At 62.8% G+C, this 18,653-nt stretch carries 18 protein-coding genes; 5 read left to right on the top strand and 13 right to left on the bottom strand.

Translation table 11 applies throughout. The features are described from left to right. The 3 genes from EN990_RS09880 to EN990_RS09870 all read right to left on the bottom strand — a co-directional run. On the bottom strand, nt 1-506 hold a 506-nt coding region (locus EN990_RS09880), incomplete at its 3' end, for an MFS transporter (protein ID WP_164766101.1). 125 nt (nt 507-631) lie between these two features. Next, nucleotides 632-2,008, bottom strand: a complete 1,377-nt coding sequence (locus EN990_RS09875; protein ID WP_127370073.1) for an FAD-containing oxidoreductase — start codon at nt 2,006-2,008, stop codon at nt 632-634. After that, nucleotides 2,005-2,466 carry a membrane protein gene (locus tag EN990_RS09870; protein WP_027162181.1) on the bottom strand — a complete coding sequence of 154 codons (462 nt, stop codon included), beginning with the start codon at nt 2,464-2,466 and terminating at the stop codon, nt 2,005-2,007. The genes EN990_RS09875 and EN990_RS09870 overlap by 4 nt, the downstream gene beginning before the upstream one ends. A 135-nt stretch (nt 2,467-2,601) precedes the next feature. Here EN990_RS09870 and EN990_RS09865 point away from each other — a divergent pair, with 135 nt between their 5' ends. Next, nucleotides 2,602-3,159, top strand: coding sequence for a sugar O-acetyltransferase (locus EN990_RS09865; protein ID WP_127370074.1), 558 nt, complete (start codon nt 2,602-2,604; stop codon nt 3,157-3,159). Between the two features lie 5 nt (nt 3,160-3,164). On the opposite strand, the gene EN990_RS09860 is transcribed toward EN990_RS09865, so the two are convergent. After that, nucleotides 3,165-4,160 (bottom strand): helix-turn-helix domain-containing protein, encoded by a 996-nt coding sequence (locus EN990_RS09860; RefSeq protein WP_024504530.1) that lies wholly within the window; start codon nt 4,158-4,160, stop codon nt 3,165-3,167. Nucleotides 4,161-4,286: 126 nt separating this feature from the next. Between EN990_RS09860 and EN990_RS09855 the strand changes: the two genes are divergently transcribed. After that, the gene (locus tag EN990_RS09855) at nt 4,287-4,931 is read left to right on the top strand and encodes a cysteine hydrolase family protein (RefSeq protein WP_127370304.1); all 645 of its coding nucleotides are present in this window, start codon (nt 4,287-4,289) and stop codon (nt 4,929-4,931) included. A gap of 67 nt (nt 4,932-4,998) precedes the next feature. Here EN990_RS09855 and EN990_RS09850 read toward each other — a convergent pair whose 3' ends face one another. The 8 genes from EN990_RS09850 to EN990_RS09815 all read right to left on the bottom strand — a co-directional run bounded on the left by EN990_RS09850 (nt 4,999) and on the right by EN990_RS09815 (nt 15,169). Beyond that, nucleotides 4,999-6,678, bottom strand: a complete 1,680-nt coding sequence (locus EN990_RS09850) for a formate--tetrahydrofolate ligase (RefSeq protein WP_013529948.1) — start codon at nt 6,676-6,678, stop codon at nt 4,999-5,001. A 313-nt stretch (nt 6,679-6,991) separates the two neighbouring features. Continuing rightward, a complete protein-coding gene (locus EN990_RS09845; protein WP_013529949.1) occupies nt 6,992-8,116 on the bottom strand; it encodes a DUF2333 family protein in 1,125 nt (374 codons plus the stop codon). A gap of 104 nt (nt 8,117-8,220) precedes the next feature. Beyond that, nucleotides 8,221-9,525 carry a DUF6638 family protein gene (locus tag EN990_RS09840; RefSeq protein WP_127369343.1) on the bottom strand — a complete coding sequence of 435 codons (1,305 nt, stop codon included), beginning with the start codon at nt 9,523-9,525 and terminating at the stop codon, nt 8,221-8,223. Between the two features lie 42 nt (nt 9,526-9,567). Beyond that, nucleotides 9,568-11,478, bottom strand: coding sequence for an ATP-binding protein (locus EN990_RS09835; RefSeq protein WP_024504534.1), 1,911 nt, complete (start codon nt 11,476-11,478; stop codon nt 9,568-9,570). Nucleotides 11,479-11,502: 24 nt separating this feature from the next. Continuing rightward, entirely contained in the window at nt 11,503-12,648 is a 1,146-nt protein-coding gene (locus EN990_RS09830) for a hypothetical protein (protein WP_027162175.1), read from the bottom strand. 30 nt (nt 12,649-12,678) lie between these two features. Continuing rightward, nucleotides 12,679-13,767, bottom strand: coding sequence for a hypothetical protein (locus tag EN990_RS09825; RefSeq protein WP_024504535.1), 1,089 nt, complete (start codon nt 13,765-13,767; stop codon nt 12,679-12,681). A 311-nt stretch (nt 13,768-14,078) separates the two neighbouring features. Further along, entirely contained in the window at nt 14,079-14,468 is a 390-nt protein-coding gene (locus EN990_RS09820) for a cytochrome c family protein (RefSeq protein WP_027162174.1), read from the bottom strand. Between the two features lie 89 nt (nt 14,469-14,557). Next, a complete protein-coding gene (locus EN990_RS09815; protein ID WP_027162173.1) occupies nt 14,558-15,169 on the bottom strand; it encodes a thymidine kinase in 612 nt (203 codons plus the stop codon). A 237-nt stretch (nt 15,170-15,406) separates the two neighbouring features. On the opposite strand from EN990_RS09815, the gene EN990_RS09810 reads away from it, so the two are divergent. The 3 genes from EN990_RS09810 (at nt 15,407) to choV (ending at nt 18,509) form a co-directional block, all read left to right on the top strand. Further along, a complete protein-coding gene (locus EN990_RS09810) occupies nt 15,407-16,342 on the top strand; it encodes a choline ABC transporter substrate-binding protein (RefSeq protein WP_013529956.1) in 936 nt (311 codons plus the stop codon). A 134-nt stretch (nt 16,343-16,476) separates the two neighbouring features. Continuing rightward, nucleotides 16,477-17,331, top strand: coding sequence for a choline ABC transporter permease subunit (choW, locus tag EN990_RS09805; protein WP_127369285.1), 855 nt, complete (start codon nt 16,477-16,479; stop codon nt 17,329-17,331). Then, complete coding sequence (gene choV / locus EN990_RS09800; protein WP_127384912.1) at nt 17,328-18,509, top strand: choline ABC transporter ATP-binding protein; 1,182 nt, start codon at nt 17,328-17,330, stop codon at nt 18,507-18,509. Before choW ends, choV begins: the two co-directional genes overlap by 4 nt. Nucleotides 18,510-18,561: 52 nt before the next feature. Here choV and EN990_RS36080 read toward each other — a convergent pair. Then, nucleotides 18,562-18,653 (bottom strand): hypothetical protein (locus EN990_RS36080; RefSeq protein ID WP_245469176.1); only part of this gene is annotated, 92 nt, incomplete at its 5' end.

The raw sequence follows: 18,653 nt of genomic DNA, 5'->3' as shown, positions 1-18,653 counted from the left end.
ATCAGGCGGATACCGACCACGGCAACGAAGGTGGAGCGCCAGCCGACCGCTTCGCCAAGTGCGGTTCCGGCGGGAACACCCAGGATGTTGGACAGCGTCAGCCCGGCGAACATCAGCGCGATAGCGCTGGCGCGCTTGTTGCGCGGCACCAGGCTGGCGGCAACGACCGAGCCGATGCCGAAGAAGGCGCCGTGGCCGAAAGCGGTGAAGACGCGCGCGGCCATCAGCGTCCAGTAGTTGGGCGAGATGGCGCAAAACAGATTGCCGACGACGAACAGCACGGCCAGCCCGACCAGCACCGGCTTGCGCGGCAAATGCGCAGTGGCCATGGCGACGATCGGGGCGCCGAAGACGACGCCCAGCGCATATCCGGTAACCAGCAGGCCCGCCGCGGGGATCGACACGCCGAGGTCGGCGGCGACCTCAGGCAGCAAGCCCATGATGACGAATTCGGTGGTGCCGATGCAGAAGGACGCAATGGCAAGCGCAAGGATCGGCAAGGGCATGGTGCGTCCAGACTGAATCGGTTCAATTCCAGACTGCGCGAAGCACGCCACCGTGCGCAAGCTGCATTGCTGCATTGCAGCGATGCAGAAAAGGAAGAGCTTTAAAATGGGTCTTCAACGGGCTGTCACGCCAGCGGCTTCAGCTCCTGGGCAATGGTGGGCAGCAACTCCGAAACATTGGGATGGATGTGCACGGCACGCGCCAGCGTGTCGACGGGCGCCTTGGCGTACATCAGGTCGAGCACACAATGGATAGCCTCGTCGCCGCCGGGGCCGAGCACCGAGCAGCCGAGGATCTCCCTGGTGTCGGCATCGACCAGGATTTTCATGAAACCCTGCGTCTCGCCCTTTTCGATAGCGCGGCCGACGCGGGTCATCGGCCGCTGGCCGACCAGCGCGCGACGGCCGGATTTCTTCACTGCGGCCTCGGTCATGCCGCAGCGGCCAAGCGGCGGGTCGATGTAGAGCGCATAGGCTTCGATCCGGTCGCTGACCCTCCGCGGATCGTTGTCGAGCAAATTGGCGGCGACGATCTCGTAGTCGTTGTAGGAGGTGTGGGTGAAGGCGCCCCTGCCGTTGCAGTCGCCCATCGCCCAGATGCCGGGCACGCTGGTGCGCAGCTGGTCGTCGACGGTGACAAAACCGCGCTTGTCGACCTCGACGCCGGCCCTTTCCAGGCCGAGATCGTCGGTGTTGGGCGTGCGCCCCAGCGCCAGCAGCACATGCGAGCCGACCGCCGGTGGCTTGCCGGCGGAGAAGGTCACGGCGATGTCGTCACCCTGTCTGGCGAAGGCAATGTCGTCGGCGCCGACATGGACCGCGATGCCTTCGTTTTCGAGGATCGACAGGATGGCGGCGGAGACATCCTCGTCCTCGCGGCCGGTCAGGCGCGGGCTCTTCTCGACGACGGTGACTTCCGCGCCGAAGCGGCGGAACATCTGAGCGAATTCGAGCGAGATGTAGCTGCCGCCGACGACGACGAGATGGCGCGGCAGCACGTCGAGATCCATCATCGACGAGTTGGTCAGATAGTCGATGTCGTGGATGCCGGGAAGGTCGGGCACCGAGGCGCGGCCGCCGGTGTTGAGGAAGATCTTTTCGGCGGTCAGCAGATCGTCGCCGACGCGCACCGTGTTGGGGGATTCGAAACGCGCATGGCCGCGATAGAGGGTGCACTTGTCCATGCCGGCAATCCAGGTCTCGAGATTGCCGCGAGCGTCGTTTGTGACCTTGTCCTTGCGCGCCTTGATCACCTTGTAATCCACGCCGACCGGCCCGGAGAGCGTCACGCCATAGTCGGCGGCGCGGCGCGCCAGATGCGCGGCATAGGCGCTGGCGACCATGGTCTTGGTCGGCATGCAGCCGGTGTTGACGCAGGTGCCGCCGACCAGCTTGCGCTCGATCAGCGCGACGCTCATGCCGGCGGCCGTCAGCCGCCCGGCCAGCGGAGGGCCAGCCTGTCCGGCACCGATGATGATGGCGTCGAAGATTTTCGTCGTCATGCCACCGCCGCTACGATCAGCAGGCCGCCGATGATCGCCACCGCGTCCTCGATAAAGGCGGCGGGCGGATCCTTGCCGAAGGCGGCCGCGAGCCGGCCGCGAGCTTCGGCGCCGCCCAGCGTGCCGATGACAGCGCCGATGGCGCCCGCGATCAGGCCGCCGATGGTGGCGCCGCCTGTCGCGCCGATCACCGCGCCGGTGAAGGCGCCCATGACGATGCGGGCGCCGAATTGCTGGGGTACTTTACGGCTCGGCGTCGACGGCAACTGGTCGGTGACCAACTCGACAATGGCCAGGATGGTGAAGATGCCGACAGCCGCCCAATGGCTCATGAAGCTCGCCCAGGTGCCGGCAACCGTCAGCCAGCCGAGATAAGCGCCCCAGGCAATGGCGGCCGGCGCCGTCATGGCGCGAAGACCGGCAATGACGCCGATCAGAAGTGCGAGAATGTAGAGCATGGTCGATCCCCCTCGATCACGGGCCAAGACGGCCTTGAGTCACAGGCTACCATAGGTCCAATATTTGACCAGTACTGGCATCGGCGCTTTTGGCTGCACTTGTGCTTTGCAAGGACGTGAACTGGAGACCGCATCATGGCTGAGAGCGAGCGCGTGAAGATGGTGGCCGGCGAATGGTATACCTGCATCGATGACGAACTGGAGTCGTTGCGGATGATAGCGCGCGATGCGGTGTTCGAGCACAACTTGCTGCCGCCTCGTCAACGCGGCAATCTCGGGCCGGCTCTGAAGGCACTGCTGGGAAGAGCCGGCGAGGGCGCCCGTATCGAGGCGCCGTTCCACTGCGCCTATGGCTTCAACATCTTTCTCGGCGACGGCGTGTTTCTCAATGCCGGCTGCACCATCCTCGACACGGCGAGCGTGCGCATCGGCAAGGCAACGCTGCTCGGCCCGAACGTGCAGATCTACTGCGCCGAGCACCACAAGGAGGCCAGTGGGCGGCAGGCCGGACTGGAGATCGCCCGACCGATTGAGATCGGCGCCAATGCCTGGATCGGCGGCTCAGCCGTCATCCTTGGCGGCGTCAGCATCGGTGAAGGCGCCATCGTCGGCGCCGGTGCGGTGGTGACGCGCGACGTGGCGGCGAACGCCACGGTGATCGGCAATCCGGCGCGGCCGGTCAAGCGGGGCTGAACAGGTCAGGACGACAGGACATACGTCATGCGCTCTTCCTGATCGCCTCGCCTGGAAAACTCTCGCCGGTATTGCGCCGGCGATGTCCTCAGTCTCGCGGCAAAATGCTGACGCAACGAGGTGGCGCTGCCGAAGCCGGCTTCGAAGGCGATCATGTCCATCGATTTCTCCGTCGCTTCCAGCAAACGCTGCGCCAGTTCGATCCGCTGGCTGGTCAGCCAATCGCCAAAGCTGGCGCCGATCGATTTCTGAAAGCGACGGGTAAAGGTGCGGCGGGTCAGGCCGGCGGCCTCGGCGACGCGGTCCAGGCTATGCGCCTCGCCAAGCGTCGCGCGAACCGCGTCGAGGGCCTGGGTGAAGCGGTCGGCGTCCGCGCTTCTTGCCACCGGATGCTCGATGAACTGTGCCTGCCCACCCTGCCGGTGCGGAGAAAGCACGATCTGGCGGGCGAGCCGGAGTGCTGCTTCCGCGCCATAGCGGGCGCGCACGATGTGGAGACAGCAGTCGAGGCCGGCGGCGACGCCGGCCGAGGTCACGACATCGCCATTGTCGACGTAGAGCACCGCGGCATCGACAGCGATGTCGGGATGGAGTGTTTGCAATTGTTCGCAATAGGCCCAGTGCGTCGCGGCACGTCGGCCCGAAAGCAGCCCGGCCGCTGCAATGGCGAAGGTGCCGAGGCACAGGCCGACAATCAAGGCGCCGCGTTGGTGCGCATGGCGCAGCGCTTCCATCAGCAGCGGCGATACCGGTTCGCTCAGATGATGCCAGCTCGGGATGATGACGATATCGGCGCCGTCGAGCCCTTCGAGCCCATGCGGCGCGGCAATTGTCAGCCCGGCTTCGGTATGGATCGGCCCGGCCTTGACCGCGCAGATGCGGAAGTCGAAGCGCGGCAGGCCAAGCGCCGTCCTGTCCTCGCCGAAGACCAGGCACGGTACGGAAAGATGGAACGGGCTGATGCCGTCGAAGGCGAGGACGGCAATGATCGGGTCGTTCATGGGTGCTTCCAGCGGTTGAATGCGGATTGTCCCAATTCTTTCGAATGATGTCAATCGGGCCACTTTCGGCTGTCTGGCAGCCCGCCTATCTTCCATCCATCGAATTCAAGCCGGAAAGGAAACACCATGTCTGACCCAGCCAACACCGCGCCGCGCCGGGCGCTGATCGTCGTCGATGTGCAGAACGATTACGACGGCGGCAATCTCGCCATCCAGCATCCGCCGTTCCGCGACAGCGTCGTCAATGTGGCACGCGCCATGGATGCAGCGACTGCTGCCGGCATCAAGGTGGTGGTCGTCAAGCAGATGGCGCCCGAGACCTCGCCGATCTTCGCCAAGGGCAGTCACGGCGGCGAACTGCATCCCGAAATCGCCAGGCGCGAGCGCGACCATTATGTCGAAAAGAACCTGCCCTCCGCCTTCACCGGCACTGATCTGGAAGACTGGCTTCGCGCCAATGCCATCGATACGATCACGGTGGTCGGCTACATGACGCATAATTGTGACCTGTCGACCATTATCCACGCCGTGCATATGGGCTTTGCCGTCGAGTTCCTGTCGGATGCGACCGGCTCGGTGCCTTACGCCAACAGCGCCGGCTACGCCTCGGCCGAGGAGATCCATCGCGTGGTCACGATCATCCTGCAGTCGCGCTTCGCCGCCGTGCTCAAGACCGCCGAATGGGTCGAGTGCCTGCAGACCGGCGCGCTGCCGGAGCGCGACACGATCTTCGGCTCCAACCAGCGGGCGCTGTCGCGCAGCGCTGCTTAGGGCTATCCGAAAAAACAGAAAGGGCGCCGCATCGCTGCGGCGCCCTTTCTGTTTGAATTGAAGGATTTTAGAACAGGCCTTCGATATTGCCGGCCTCATTGAGGAAGATCTTTTCCGAGGACGGCGCCCTCGGCAGGCCCGGCATGGTCATGACCTCGCCGCAGATGATGACGACGAAGCCGGCACCGGCCGAAAGCCTGACCTCGCGCACCGGCACGGTGTGGCCGGTCGGCGCGCCGCGCAGGTTCGGGTCGGTCGAGAAGGAATATTGGGTCTTGGCCATGCACACCGGCAAATGGCCGTAGCCGGCGTCTTCCCACGCCTTGAGCTGGTCGCGCACCGACTTGTCGGCGATCGCTTCCGAGCCGCGATAGATGCGCTGGACGATGGTGTTGATCTTCTCGAACAGCGGCATGGCATCGGGATAGAGCGGGGCGAACTGCGAGGCGCCGGATTCGGCCAGTGCCACCACCTTGTTGGCAAGATCCTCGATCCCGGCCGAGCCGTGTGCCCAGTGCTTGCACAGGATCGCTTCTTCGCCCATCGAGGCGACATAGTCCTTCATCGCCTGGATCTCGGCGTCGGTGTCGGAATAGAAATGGTTGATGGCAACCACCGCCGGCACGCCGAACTGCCTGATGTTCTCGATGTGGCGGCCAAGGTTGGCGCAGCCCTTCTTCACCGCCTCGACGTTTTCCTTGCCGAGGTCTTCCTTCTTGACGCCGCCATTCATCTTCATGGCGCGCACGGTGGCGACGATGACCGCCGCTGCCGGCTTCAAGCCCGCCTTGCGGCACTTGATGTCGAAGAACTTTTCAGCACCCAAATCGGCGCCGAAGCCGGCTTCGGTGACGACGTAGTCGGCGAGCTTGAGCGCCGTCGTGGTGGCGACGACCGAGTTGCAGCCATGCGCGATGTTGGCGAACGGCCCGCCATGCACGAAGGCCGGGTTGTTCTCCAGCGTCTGCACCAGGTTCGGCTGCATGGCGTCCTTCAGCAGCACAGCCATGGCGCCGTCGGCCTTGAGGTCGCGGGCATAGACGGCTGACTTGTCGCGGCGATAGGCGACGATGATGTCGCCGAGGCGCTTTTCCAGGTCCTTCAGGTCGGTCGACAGGCAGAGGATCGCCATGACTTCCGAGGCGACGGTGATGTCGAAACCGCCCTCGCGCGGGAAGCCGTTGGCGACGCCGCCGAGCGAGCAGATGATCTCGCGCAGCGCGCGGTCGTTCATGTCCATGACGCGGCGCCAGACGACCCGGCGGGTGTCGATGCCGAGCTCATTGCCCCAGTAGATGTGGTTGTCGATCAGCGCCGAAAGCAGGTTGTGCGCGGTGGTGATGGCGTGGAAGTCGCCGGTGAAGTGGAGGTTCATGTCCTCCATCGGCACGACCTGCGCATAGCCGCCGCCGGCGGCACCGCCCTTGACGCCGAAGTTCGGGCCGAGCGAAGCCTCGCGGATGCAGACGATCGCCTTCTTGCCGATGCGGTTCAGGCCGTCGCCGAGACCAACCGTGGTCGTGGTCTTGCCTTCGCCGGCCGGCGTCGGGTTGATGGCGGTTACGAGGATCAGCTTGCCGTCCTTGTTGCCCTTCACCGATTTGATGAATTCGGCTGATATCTTGGCCTTGTCGTGGCCGTAGGGCAGCAGGTGTTCGGTCGGGATGCCGATCTTCTGGCCGATCTCCTGGATCTGCTTTTTCCTGGCGCCGCGCGCGATCTCGATGTCGGACTTCACTTCGGCCATGACGGCTTTCCTCTGGATTGGACGGTGGAGGGGACGGGTTTGGTCTTACTGGCAAGCAGGTTGGAACCGGGCGCGGGCATGTTCTAACCCTGTCGCTGCCGCGGCGTCAACTTGTATGCAACTATGTTTCCTCTTGAGAAAATTCTTCTGCGGACCGGCCGACCTGTCGTCGGTTCTTCCTGGCTCCGTTGCCGCGCCGTATAGAAGCCAGAGGACGCGTCGTTCCGCCGTCTCAAAACAGCCGCACAATGCACGGAATGCGACAGAGGCGACGGCGCAAATTCGCCATCGCCTGGTCCCTAATGGAACAGCGCTACTGCGTCAGAACGTTGCTGATTTCGACCATGTTGGAGCGCACCCTGAGCACATAGAAGCCCATCGTCGTCAGATGCGTCGGCAACAGCCAGCCATCCTCGCGGCCATTGGCGATGATGAAAGGCTGGATCTTCAGCGCCGAAACGAACTGCGAGTCCATCGTGTCCCAGAGGTTCTGCAGATGCTTTTCCTTGATGACGTCCTCGAAGTCGGCCTGGGCGCCCTTCATCAGGCCGTAATAGCCATAGAGCTGGCCATAGGCGAACCAGTAGCGGTCGTCGGCGCGGAAGTCGAACCAGCCATTGTTGTGGTTCTCGGCGCGTTCCTTGAGGATCGCCGAGGTCGAGCCGATGTCGGACGAGATGCGGTCGATATACTGTTTCAGATTGTCGGCGCGGGCGTCGAATGTCGCCTGGCAGGTGGCAAGGCGAGCGTTGAAGGAACGCAGCATGCGCACGGCGTCGCGATAGTAGCTCGGCGTCGGTGTCTTGGGGCCGAACGGGTTCAGGCCGAAATACCAGGTCTCCTCGTCGAACTGCAGGTTGCCGCGGGCATTCTGCAGATCGCTGTCGATCTGCGAGGTGGTGCGGACGCGGCCGAGATTGTCGGCGAGTTCAGTCGCCGTGCGCCGCACCGCCTGGTTGATGCCGCGCTGGAAGGAGGCCTTGTTGTCCATCCACGGCGTGTTGTCCCAGTCGATGCCGAACAGGCCGAGCTTGTAGAGGATCATCGACGAGATCCAGGCATTCTGGTTGACGTTGAAGTCGGTCAGGTCGGCGGCGATCTGGGCAATGCCGGAGTTGCCGCAGGTCTTGGCCGTGTCGGTGCCGGCGCCGGCGGAGACCTGTTCGCCAGCGGAGACATTGCGCTTCTCGAACGTGTAGGTGTCTGGATAGTTCGGGTTGAAATTGTTCCACCACTGGGTGGCGTAGAAGAAATTGGCATAGAGGCCGATCAGCACCAGCAGAGCAAGGCCGACCGCCGCCTTGAGGATCCAGCCGCGTTGCGTGTACCAGCGTCCGGCCCACAGGAACGGCCACAGGATGACGCCGATCAAAAGCCCGATACCGCGGCCGATCCACTGGAAAATGCGGGTGAAGAAGTTCACGATCGGATCGAGCATGGCTGTGTCACCCCCTCAAGCATGATGCCAAAAAGTTGCAGACTTTTTGGATAACATTATGCGCCAAAACAAGAAGTTAGAACGAAATAACGGTTCATTTCGTTCTAGTCAGTCAGGCCGTAGAGGCGCGTGCGAAACGCCACCTTGTCCTTCAAATATGTGGTTTTGAGAACGTCCACAACATGCGATCGCCAGGCGTCGCTGAAGCCGCCATAGTCCTTGTAGAAGCCGTCCTTGTTGAAGATGTAGCGCGAGACGAAGTCCGACGGCACGAAATCCGAGATCAGCCGGTTGGTCAGCCAGGCGTCAGGATGGTCAGGCTTGGCGCGGATCACCAGGAAGCGCTGCTGCGGGAAGACATCCTCGATCTTCAGGTGGCCGAGCTGGGCGATCTCGCGCTTGGCGGCGTTGAGGAAAGGGAAATTGCCGTCGCTGGTGATCAGGTCGGCATGGCTCTGGATCCAGGTCTGCAGCCAGACCTTGTCGACATTGGTCAAGTTGCGGTTCGGCTCGGCATCGCGGATCAGCGCGCGCACCACCATCTCGGCGCGGTGCTCGAGATAGCCCGAGGCCTCGACCCAGGAGGCGCGCGGCAACTCGATGCGGCCGGTGGTGGCGAGGAACTTGAATACCTTGTCGGCGTCGTTAATGGAGAGATAGCTGACCTGCCACGGCCGCGAACGGCGGAAGCCTGGCGCCGCAGGATCGCTGATCACCGTCGTCACATCCGGGTCGACGAAGACGTAAAGGCCACCGAAATGGCTGGTCCAGTAGGCGTTGTGGCGGAAGATCACCTGGTCGGGCACCAGCGCGTTCTCGCGGATGTCGCCGCAGATCTTGGCGAGCTCGACCATGCGGTTCAGCATGGCGCTGTCGCGCCAGGCGTCGGGCTCCTGCTTCAACCGGTCGACGAGCTTGCCGAGCTCGGCGGCCTTGCCCAGCACATCCTCAGCCGACAGCACCTTGAACTCGACCTGGCTGATCGACAGCAGGTCCTCGATATCGTTGACCTTGGGAACGGAATCCTCGATCTCGCCGTAGATGACATCCTTGATCGTCAGCGCATCGATGGCGCGCTGGTTCTTGGACATGAACTCGAACATCAGCTGCGAGGTGTTGGAGAAGGCGGTGTGCACCACCGGCAGGTCGATCTGCGACGGCGTCAGGATGATGAAACGGCGGTTGACCTCGTTGGGATCGAGATAGTCGTAGTCGTCGCATTCCTCGGCCACTTCGGGCGAAAAGCCGGTGCGATCGATCTGGAAGGTCTTCAGCTTGGTCGGCTTCAAGCCGAATGCGGCGAGCGCCTTGTTGTAGCGCTGGATCAGATGCGGCTCGTCGACCGTCAGCAGCCGGCCATAGATCAGCTCATTGTCGCGCAGGAGATCGGGTTTTTTGGCGGGGCTCATCTTGCCTTCTCCCACAAGGGGTGAAGGGAAGGCCGGCGCAGCTCACGCATTCCATAGCCCCTTCTTCTTCATCTCCTCCATCTCGCGCGCAGCCCGTTCGCGCAGGCGGGCGTCGCGCAGCAGTTTTTCCACGGCGGAGTCGTCGGACTTGTCGGAATAACGGAACTCCGAGTCGGCGTAGCGGTTGATCTCCTGCATGACCATGTCCATCGAGAACGGCCCGCGCAGTTCCTCGATCATCGCTTTCTTCTCGTCGTAGCCCTTGTGCATGAAGACTTCCGGCTTCTCGAACCAATCGTCGGGAAGCTCGATGTCCATGGCGCGCATCTTGATGGCGTCGGTGACATTCTTGATGGCGCGACCGGTGAAGCGGGGCTCGGCATCCTTGATCAGGTGCAGATAGGTGCCGATATCGGCCATCGATTTCGGCGCGCCGTTCTCCTTCATGTAGCGCTCGTAGACCTTCATCAGCCCATCTTCCTGCGGCTTCTCGTGCTCCTCATAGGCTTCGGTCACGGCGCGCTGGATTTCCTGCGCGGCGTAGAGGTCGTGGTCGCCGAGCGGGATCTTGTGGTTTTTCCCCGCCAGCAGGACAAAAATATCGATGTAGTCGTCGCGGCTCTGCGGCCCGTCGACCAGCCAGCGGGCGCCGGCGCGCTGGCGCAGCGCGTCGTCGACATTTTCGGGGTAGTTGGAGAACATGCCGAATGAGCAGTTGCCGCGCACCACGGTGGCGGCGCCGGCGAAGGCGTCCATCAAGACGCCTGTTATTTCCTGCTGGCCGGCCGAGGCGCGGTCGTCGGAGCGGCGCGCCGCCACCTGGTCGATGTCGTCGATGGTGCCGAAGCCGATGACGCGCGGGTTCAAGACATTGTTGATGAACTGGCGGCAGTTCTGGCCCGACTTGCCCTGGTAGGACGAGATCTGGTCGACGCCGAAATTCTCGTAGGCGAAGGGATAGCCGGCGACCTGGCAATAGCCGTTGACGAGGCCGGCGATCATCTGGATCAGCGTCGTCTTGCCAGTGCCGGGGGCGCCGTCGCCGATGAAGGTGAACAGGAAGCCGCCGAGCTCGACGAACGGATTGAGTTCGCGCTCGAAATCATAGGCCATCAGCATCTTGGCGAGCTTGACCGACTGGTATTTGGCGATGTGGTTGCCGACGACCTCTTCCGGCTTCTTGAAGGTCATCACCAGCGGTTTTGAGCGCTTGCCCGGCGCGACGTCGAAACCATCGAGAGTGAAATCGTCGGCATCGATGCGGATATGGGCGTTCTCGAACGGGCCGATGCCGTCGAAGCGGCCCTTGCGGGCCAGAAGCCCGTCGATGGCGACGCGGGCGAAGGCGCGTGCCCTTGTCATCAAATCGGCATCATCGGACGATCCCGAGATCGCCTTGTCGAGGCCAGCGAGGATCGACTTCACCGCATCCTGCGGCGTGTCGAACAGGAAGTCCGGCTCGGGGATGTCGTTGGGTGCCTCGCCGTCGCTGTCGATCAGCTGGAACAGGTAGGAGGCGAGGCTGAAGGCGGAGATGTAAGCCGAGGCCGACAGAAGCTTCTTGAAGGTGGCCGCTTCGTCGCCTTCGAGCGGCGCGCGGGTATTCCTGGCCTGCAGGCTTTCGAGGTCGGAGCCTTCGGCAAAGACGTCCGATATGGCCAGCGCGATCGCCGTGCCGCGCCGGGCGCGAAACAGGAGCGTGTGCTGCGGGATGGTCAGCAGCTGGTCGTCGGGATGAACGGCGCCGACGGTCTTGGCCAGCTCGACCTCGCGCGTGCGACGCACCGAGCCGACCGAGACGGTCGAGACGAAGCGGCGGTTGGTGCCGGCAAGCGCGGTGCCGGACTCCCGTGACGGGTCCTCCAGCACGACGATGCGGGTGATGAAGCTCTGCGCGGTGGCGCGGTGCTTCTCGATGGCGGCTTCCGGAATGGTGGTCAGGCCGGTATCCATGAAGGGTGCTCCGTGGTGTGACGGTCAGACGTCTGAGATGACCTGTCCGTTGGACAGGATATGAACCTTGTAGCCGGCAAAAATCTTCTGTGCTTCGCCGGCGGCGTAGAGTGCCTGATAGGCCTCGTGCGGAATCAGCGCATGGTTTTCATAGCTCGACACGCCCTGACGCGCGGCTTCCAGATCATCAGTGTTGATGAAGAATTCCTGCGTTGTCTTCTCACTCGAAAACAGGCCCTTGCGGCCGGGCTTCTCGCTCTTGGAATAGACCTCCTGGATCGTCCAGGTCAAAAGCCAGGCATTTTGCGGCTTGCGCACCTTGGCCAGAACCTCGGTCACCGTCGAATTGTTGTCGGTAATCCCCACCGAATAGAACGGGCCGAGCACGACGCGGCGCAGCTGCTTGGGGTGCAGCGGTTCGAAATCCTTGTCGAGGTTGACCGCGATGGTTGCCGGCGACAGCGTATAGGCGGAGTTCTTCTCGGTGAAATCGTCGAAACGATGGGCAAGCTCGGGATTGAGCAGGCCGTCGACCGGCAGCGGAATGTCGACCGTCTCGTTGAGTTTGCCGTTCCTGTCGACAAGCTGGCGGATCATCGCGTCGGAAGAATCCTCCACCGTCACCATGTAGACCAGAGGCAGGTTGGCGCTGCCGTCGAACGTCGCCCAATGGACGAGATAATAGGGCCGTCCCGTCTTCGGATTGACCGAGACCTTGGCGGTTTGCGCCAGCGTGAAGGGACCGAACGTGTTCTCGCTTTTCACGTCCTCGAGATAGAGCCGCTCGGCCATCGACTTCTGCAGCGCCTCGGGGAATTCCTTGTGGCGCAGGATGAAGTCGGCCATTTCCTCGCGCAATTCGCCGGCGAGCGGGATGTTGGCAAGCCGCGCGTCGGCCTGGCGGCGGTCGTTTTCCAGTTCGAGCAGGTTCTGGAACACCGGGAATCCGCTTTCGGCCCGCGAAATGCGGAACGTGTCCATGAAGCCCAGCCGGTTGCGCCAGCAGGAAAACGACTTGTCGAGCCGGGCGATGTATTCGGCGACGATCTTGGCGACGATGCCGTGCCGGTAAAGCGGCGAGCGATCGTCGCGCATGAACACTTCAAGGCCGCTCAGCGCGGCCGTGATGGCGGAGAAATATCGTGCCGCCGCTTCGTTTTCGGGGGTCATGCCTGTGCGCTCGCGGGCAGTCCTGTCACTCTAAGACTGCACGTAGTTTGCCGAATTGTGCTTCTTCAGCACCTCGTCGAAGCGGCGGGCAAAGGCATCGTCGGCCAGCTTCTTGCGGCGCTGGATGTCGGCGGTGGCGACCATGTTCTTCTCGTGCATCTCGAGTAGGTCGCCGATGTGTTTTTGCGAAGCAGCACCGATGCCGGCCATGGTTTCCTCGGCGGTGTTGTCGACCTGGCTGCCCAGCGTGTTGATCTTGTGGGCGACGTCCTGCTGGGCGGCGGTCTTCAGCGAATCTTCCAGCGCCTTGTAGAGCACGATGCGCTGCTCGGTATCGATGGTCAGCTTGTTGATCAGCGTCGATTGCGCGGCGATCTGGTTGTTGAGCGAATCGACGAAGGTCTGGAACATCGAGGTGTAGCGCTCGAGCGTCTGGCTCTCGGCCAGCAGCTCCTGCTCCTTGGCCTGCTTTTCGTTGTATTCCGTCGCCAGCTTGGAGCGTTCGCCTTCGAGCTGCGTGCGGTCCTTCTGACTGGTCGAAGCGGCGATCTTGTTTTCGATGTCGAGCAGCATCGGGTTGAGCTCCTCGATGCGCTTCTGCACGGCTTCGAGGTTGGTCATGGTGGTCTTGCGGCGCTCGATCACCTGCGACAGGCTGGTTTCCGAGGTCTTGTAGCGCTGGTCGAGGACCTCTTTCTGCGCCTTCAATATGCCGACGATGGTGTCGGATTTGACCAGCAATTCCTGCAGGTTGCCCGCCAGCGACATGTTGCGGACGCGGTCGGTGCGCATGCGCTGCTTGCTCTGGCTGGAGAAGATACCGATGAATTTTTCCCAGCCGGTGTAGTTCTTCATGCTCTCGAACTCGGAGCCGAAGACGTTGGTGGCGTCCTCCAGGCCGATGATCAGGTCGGCAATGTTGCCTTCCATCACCTTTTGCTGCTTCAGCACATCCTCGATGCGGGCGTTCTCGAGGTCGAAATTGGCGTCGCCGATCTTCTTGTCCGATGTGGCGAGCGTATCAAGCATGGTGCCGGACTGCTCGATCTTGGAGCGCATGTCCTGCACGACCTGCTTGGTCTTGGCAATTTCGGCGTCGAAATTCTGCAATGTCGCCATTGGGGCCTCCCGCTTCGGCATGACGTCGCTGGTCGCGAACAGCGGCGAATATATGTGGGGCATCGGGGGATTGAAAGACGTGAAGACAAGGGCGGCGTGAAAACAAAAGAATCCATCAGGGTCTTGAAAACCAGTGAAGGCGGGGGCCTGGCGTGATTAGCTTGCCTGCCAGCCGTAGTTCAGCTGTCATTGAACTTTCATGCGGCAAGCCGATGGCGCACGGATGCCTTTGTATTCGGCAAATCACTGAAGCAATCGCGGCCGCGATATGCAAGGGGAAAGCCGGTTTTACAGAGCTGACGAACAGCGGATCAAGGCTTGGGATCGGCCTTCAGATAGGCGATGACATTGGCGATGTCGTCGTCATTGGTCAGGCCGCCGAAGGCCATCTTGTTGCCCGGCACCTTCAGCTTTGGGGCCTTGAGATACTCGGCGAGATTGGCTTCATCCCAGACCAGGCCGGCGGCGCCAGCACTCTTCATCGCCTCGGAATAGTGGCCAAGAAAGCTCTCGGCGCTGCCGGCGGTGCGGCCAACGACGCCCAACAGATGCGGACCGACCTTGTCGCGGTCGGTGGCTGCGTCATGGCAGGCCATGCATCGGTTGAAGACCTTCTTGCCCAGGGCAGGATCACCGCCGGCATGGGCTACGAGCGAGCTGGCAAGGAGAAGGATACTGGCGAACGAAGCGGCTCGAAGCATGGCTGACCCCGGGGAGCTCTGGCTGGCTGCGTTATAGTACCGAGGCCTTAAGAAACGCTGCATAGGGCCGGGGTCAAGGCCGCCGACCGTCAGCCCTTGATAAAGCCGATGAAGTCGTCTGGCGCGGCGCGGCCCATCTCTTCCTCCCAGTGGCGGCGGCAGAGCGAGACATAGACGTCCTTGCCGATCGCCACCTGCTCGCCCTGGCGCGCCACCTTGCCATCGGGGCCGAGGCGCACGACCATCGTCGCCTTGCGGCCGCATCGGCAGATGGTGCGCACTTCGCGCAAATCGTCGGCGATGGCCAGCAGCGCGCGCGAGCCGGGAAACAGCTTGCCCTGGAAATCGGTGCGCAGGCCGTAGCACATGACCGGGATGTTCAGCCGGTCGGCGATGCGGGCGAGCTGCCAGACCTGCTCTTCCTCGAGGAACTGCGCCTCGTCGACGAAGACGCAATGCACCGACGTATGCGCGTGATGAGCGGCGACGCGGGCGAACAGATCGTCGCCGTCGCGAAACATCTCGGCTTCCGTCTCCAGGCCTATGCGCGACGAGATCAGGCCTGTATCGCCCTTGCGGTAGTGGCCGGCGACGAACAGCATCGTGCCCATGCCGCGCTCGCGGTAATTGTAAGAGGCCTGCAAGAGCATCGTCGTCTTGCCGGCGTTCATCGTCGCGTAGTGGAAGTAAAGCTTGGCCATGCCGCTCTTTTAAGCCGACTTGGCCTGACACGGGGAGGGGCCAGAGCGGCATTCCCCTGAAAAAGCCGGCTGGCCAGACAAAAGCGCCTGATGTGTCGCTGATTGGCCAGCCCGCGCCGTTGATCGTGATTGTCTTAATGCTTGAAACCACACCAGAATGGTGTTTGGCTGACGAAACAAGGCGGGCATAGAAACCGTAGCTACGCTTCGCCAAAGAATCACAATGGGAGACTGTCTATGTCGCGTATGAACTCTTTCGTCGCCGGCCTCGGCCTGGCGGCTTTTTTGTCAACCAGCGCTGCCTACGCCGGTGATCCGGCAAGCTGCAAGGCGGTGCGCCTTTCCGACGTCGGCTGGACCGACATCCAGGCGACGACCGGCGTCGCCTCCGTGCTGCTGACCGCGCTCGGCTATGAGCCGCAAACGATCCAGCTGTCGGTGCCGGTGACCATGGCGTCGCTGAAGAACAAGGATCTCGACGTGTTCCTCGGCAACTGGATGCCGTCGATGACCAACGACATCAAGGACTATACAGCCGACGGTTCGGTCGAGACGATCAGCACCAACCTGACCGGCGCCGGCTACGGCATCGTCGTGCCGACCTATGTCGCCGACGCCGGCGTCAAATCGCTGACCGATATCGGCAAGTTCAAGGACAAGTTCAACGGCAAGATCTATGGCATCGAGGCCGGCAATGACGGCAACCGCATCATCCTCGACATGATCAAGAACCCGAAGGACAATCTCGAAGGCTTCGAGCTGGTCGAATCCTCGGAAGCCGGCATGCTGACGCAGGCCGAGCAGTCGATGAAGAACAATGAATGGATCGCCTTCCTCGGCTGGACGCCGCATCCGGTGATGGGCGCCATGAAGATCACCTATCTCGACGGCATGGGCGACAGCGGCTTCGGCGCCGCCACCGTCTACACCAATGTGCGCAAGGGCTACACCACCGAATGCCCGAACGCCGGCAAGTTCATCGCCAACCTGAAGTTCAACCTGGACATGGAAGGCGAGATGATGGACGCGATCCTCAAGGGCGGCGACGCCAATACGGTTGCAACCGACTGGCTGAAGAAGCACCCGGATGCCGTTGCCCCGTGGATAGCCGGCGTGACTACCTTCGACGGCGGTGACGCTGCCGCCGCCATCAAGACCGCGCTCGGAAGCTGAGCCGACTGAATTCGGCAAAGCCGAACCAGGAAGGGCAGCCATCTTAGAAAAGGCTGCCCTTTTTCATATCCTGTGACAAGATGACGACGGTCGAGGCCGAGGGGCAGGGCTGTCTCCTGCACGAGAGGGGCGATATGGATCCGATTTCGAAATTCATGGTCGATCACAAGATTCCGATCGGCGCCTGGGGAAAGGCCTTCTTCGGTTTCCTCACCGACAATTTCGACACTGTGTTCAGGGCCTTTTCGAATGGCCTCAATTTCCTGCTGGATGGGCTGGTCGGCATCCTCTTGATGGTGCCGCCGGTGCTGCTGGCGCTGATCATCGCTGTTATCGCCTGGCTGCTGCAACGCTCGCGGCCACTTGCCATCGGCGTCTTTCTCGGCCTGATCTTCATCATCAACCAGAACCTTTGGAAGCAGACGGTGCAGACGCTGGTGCTGGTCGTCGCGGCCGCTGCCATGGCCATGGCCATCGGCGTGCCGCTCGGCATCTGGGCAGCGCACAAGCCGATGGTCTACCGCGTCATGCTGCCGGTGCTCGACCTGATGCAGACGCTGCCGACCTTCGTCTACCTGATCCCGGTGCTGACGCTGTTCGGCCTCGGCAACGCGCCCGGCCTCATCGTCACCATCATCTTCGTCATCCCGACCGCGGTCCGGCTCACGCATCTGGGCGTCGTCTCGGTGCCGAAGTCGATCGTCGAGGCCGGCGAGGCTTTCGGCGCCACCAAGAGCCAGCTGCTGTGGAAGGTGGAACTGCCGTCGGCACTGCCCACCATCATGGCCGGCCTGACGCAATCGATCATGCTGTCGCTGTCGATGGTGGTGTTTGCCGCACTGATCGGCGCCGGCGGGCTCGGCACCGAGATCAACCGGGCGCTCGGCTCGCGCCGCATCGACCTCGGGCTTGAGGCGGGGCTTGCCATCGTCGTTTTGGCCATCGTGCTCGACCGGATGACCCGCATCGCCGTTGGAGGCAAGAAATGACCGTCGCCGTCGATTTCAGGAACGTCGATATCGTCTTCGGCGCCGACCCGGCCGGATCGCTGAAGATGATCGACGCCGGCGCCAGCCGCGCCGAGATCCTCGAAAAGACCGGCAATGTACTGGGCTGCGCCGGCGCCAGCCTGACCGTGAACGAGGGCGAGATCTCCGTTCTGATGGGCCTCTCCGGTTCGGGCAAGTCGACATTGCTGCGGGCGGTCAACCGGCTCAACGTGGTGTCGCGCGGCCAGGTGCTGGTCAAGGATGGCGACAAGACCGTCGATGTCGTCACCTGCGACGAGGCGACCTTGCGGCGCCTGCGCCAGAAACAGGTGGCGATGGTGTTCCAGCAGTTCGGCCTTTTGCCATGGCGCACGGTGGAGGAGAATGTCGGTCTCGGCCTCGAACTCGCCGGCGTCCCGGAAGCCGAGCGCAAGGAGCGCGTGCAACGCCAGCTCAAGCTGGTCAATCTCGACCAGTGGTCGAAGAAATACGCGCATGAGCTTTCGGGCGGCATGCAGCAGCGCGTCGGCCTGGCGCGGGCCTTCGCCACCGAGGCGCCGATCCTGTTGATGGATGAGCCGTTCTCGGCGCTCGACCCGCTCATCCGCACCAAGCTGCAGGACGAATTGCTGCAGCTGCAGGCTGAATTGAAGAAGACCATCATCTTCGTCAGCCACGACCTCGAGGAGGCGCTGAAGATCGGCTCCCACATCACCATCATGGAGGGTGGGCGCATCGTGCAAACCGGCGCGCCCGAAGACATCGTGCTGCGGCCCGCCAACGACTATGTCCGAGACTTCATCGCCAATGTGAACCCGCTGTCGGTGCTGACCGCCTGGAACGTGATGCGCGACCGTCGCGATCTGGAGCACGGCAAGGACGGCTGGGTCTGGCTCGACCGCCGCAAGACGACGCGCTTCAAGATCGACGATCACGGGCTGGTGGCGGCGGCCGAACGCGACGGCAAGCCGGCGGTCTGGGTGTCGTGCGCCGACGTCGAAGGCCAATCCGAGGAAGCCGCGCAAGTGTTCTGGGCCAACCCGGGCACCTCGCTGAAAACCGTCATGCTGGCCATGCACCGTTCGCAGACCGCTCCGGTAGCGCTGTTTGACGACCAGTCGCGCTTCGTCGGCGCCATCGGCATTCGCGACGTGCTGAGCGCGGTGTTGCGGCGGTAGTTTCTTCGGAATCCAACGGCGGCGAGGCGCGGCGACCGGGCGCGCCTTGTTTTTATGCCGCCAGCGGCAGGCGCAGTTGGGTCAGCAGGCCGCCGCCGGGATTGTTGGACAGGCGGATCTCGCCACCTGCGGCGCGCGCGATGT

Origin of the sequence: Mesorhizobium sp. M7A.F.Ca.US.005.03.1.1, assembly GCF_003997975.1 — a bacterium.
GTDB classification, from domain to species: domain Bacteria; phylum Pseudomonadota; class Alphaproteobacteria; order Rhizobiales; family Rhizobiaceae; genus Mesorhizobium; species Mesorhizobium ciceri.
Note: the sequence above shows the minus strand (reverse complement) of the source record. Positions and strands in the feature narration are given on the sequence as shown.

Bases quoted from the DNA above. Each gene is read 5' to 3' on its own strand.
- EN990_RS09810 (WP_013529956.1), top strand. From the start codon at position 15,407: ATGTCGCGTATGAACTCTTTCGTCGCCGGCCTCGGCCTGGCGGCTTTT.
- EN990_RS09815 (WP_027162173.1), bottom strand. From the start codon at position 15,169: ATGGCCAAGCTTTACTTCCACTACGCGACGATGAACGCCGGCAAGACG.
- EN990_RS09840 (WP_127369343.1), bottom strand. From the start codon at position 9,525: ATGAGCCCCGCCAAAAAACCCGATCTCCTGCGCGACAATGAGCTGATC.
- EN990_RS09850 (WP_013529948.1), bottom strand. From the start codon at position 6,678: ATGGCCGAAGTGAAGTCCGACATCGAGATCGCGCGCGGCGCCAGGAAA.
- EN990_RS09875 (WP_127370073.1), bottom strand. From the start codon at position 2,008: ATGACGACGAAAATCTTCGACGCCATCATCATCGGTGCCGGACAGGCT.
- EN990_RS09845 (WP_013529949.1), bottom strand. From the start codon at position 8,116: ATGCTCGATCCGATCGTGAACTTCTTCACCCGCATTTTCCAGTGGATC.
- EN990_RS09820 (WP_027162174.1), bottom strand. From the start codon at position 14,468: ATGCTTCGAGCCGCTTCGTTCGCCAGTATCCTTCTCCTTGCCAGCTCG.
- EN990_RS09860 (WP_024504530.1), bottom strand. From the start codon at position 4,160: ATGAACGACCCGATCATTGCCGTCCTCGCCTTCGACGGCATCAGCCCG.
- choV (WP_127384912.1), top strand. From the start codon at position 17,328: ATGACCGTCGCCGTCGATTTCAGGAACGTCGATATCGTCTTCGGCGCC.
- EN990_RS09825 (WP_024504535.1), bottom strand. From the start codon at position 13,767: ATGGCGACATTGCAGAATTTCGACGCCGAAATTGCCAAGACCAAGCAG.
- choW (WP_127369285.1), top strand. From the start codon at position 16,477: ATGGATCCGATTTCGAAATTCATGGTCGATCACAAGATTCCGATCGGC.
- EN990_RS09865 (WP_127370074.1), top strand. From the start codon at position 2,602: ATGGCTGAGAGCGAGCGCGTGAAGATGGTGGCCGGCGAATGGTATACC.
- EN990_RS09835 (WP_024504534.1), bottom strand. From the start codon at position 11,478: ATGGATACCGGCCTGACCACCATTCCGGAAGCCGCCATCGAGAAGCAC.
- EN990_RS09855 (WP_127370304.1), top strand. From the start codon at position 4,287: ATGTCTGACCCAGCCAACACCGCGCCGCGCCGGGCGCTGATCGTCGTC.
- EN990_RS09870 (WP_027162181.1), bottom strand. From the start codon at position 2,466: ATGCTCTACATTCTCGCACTTCTGATCGGCGTCATTGCCGGTCTTCGC.
- EN990_RS09830 (WP_027162175.1), bottom strand. From the start codon at position 12,648: ATGACCCCCGAAAACGAAGCGGCGGCACGATATTTCTCCGCCATCACG.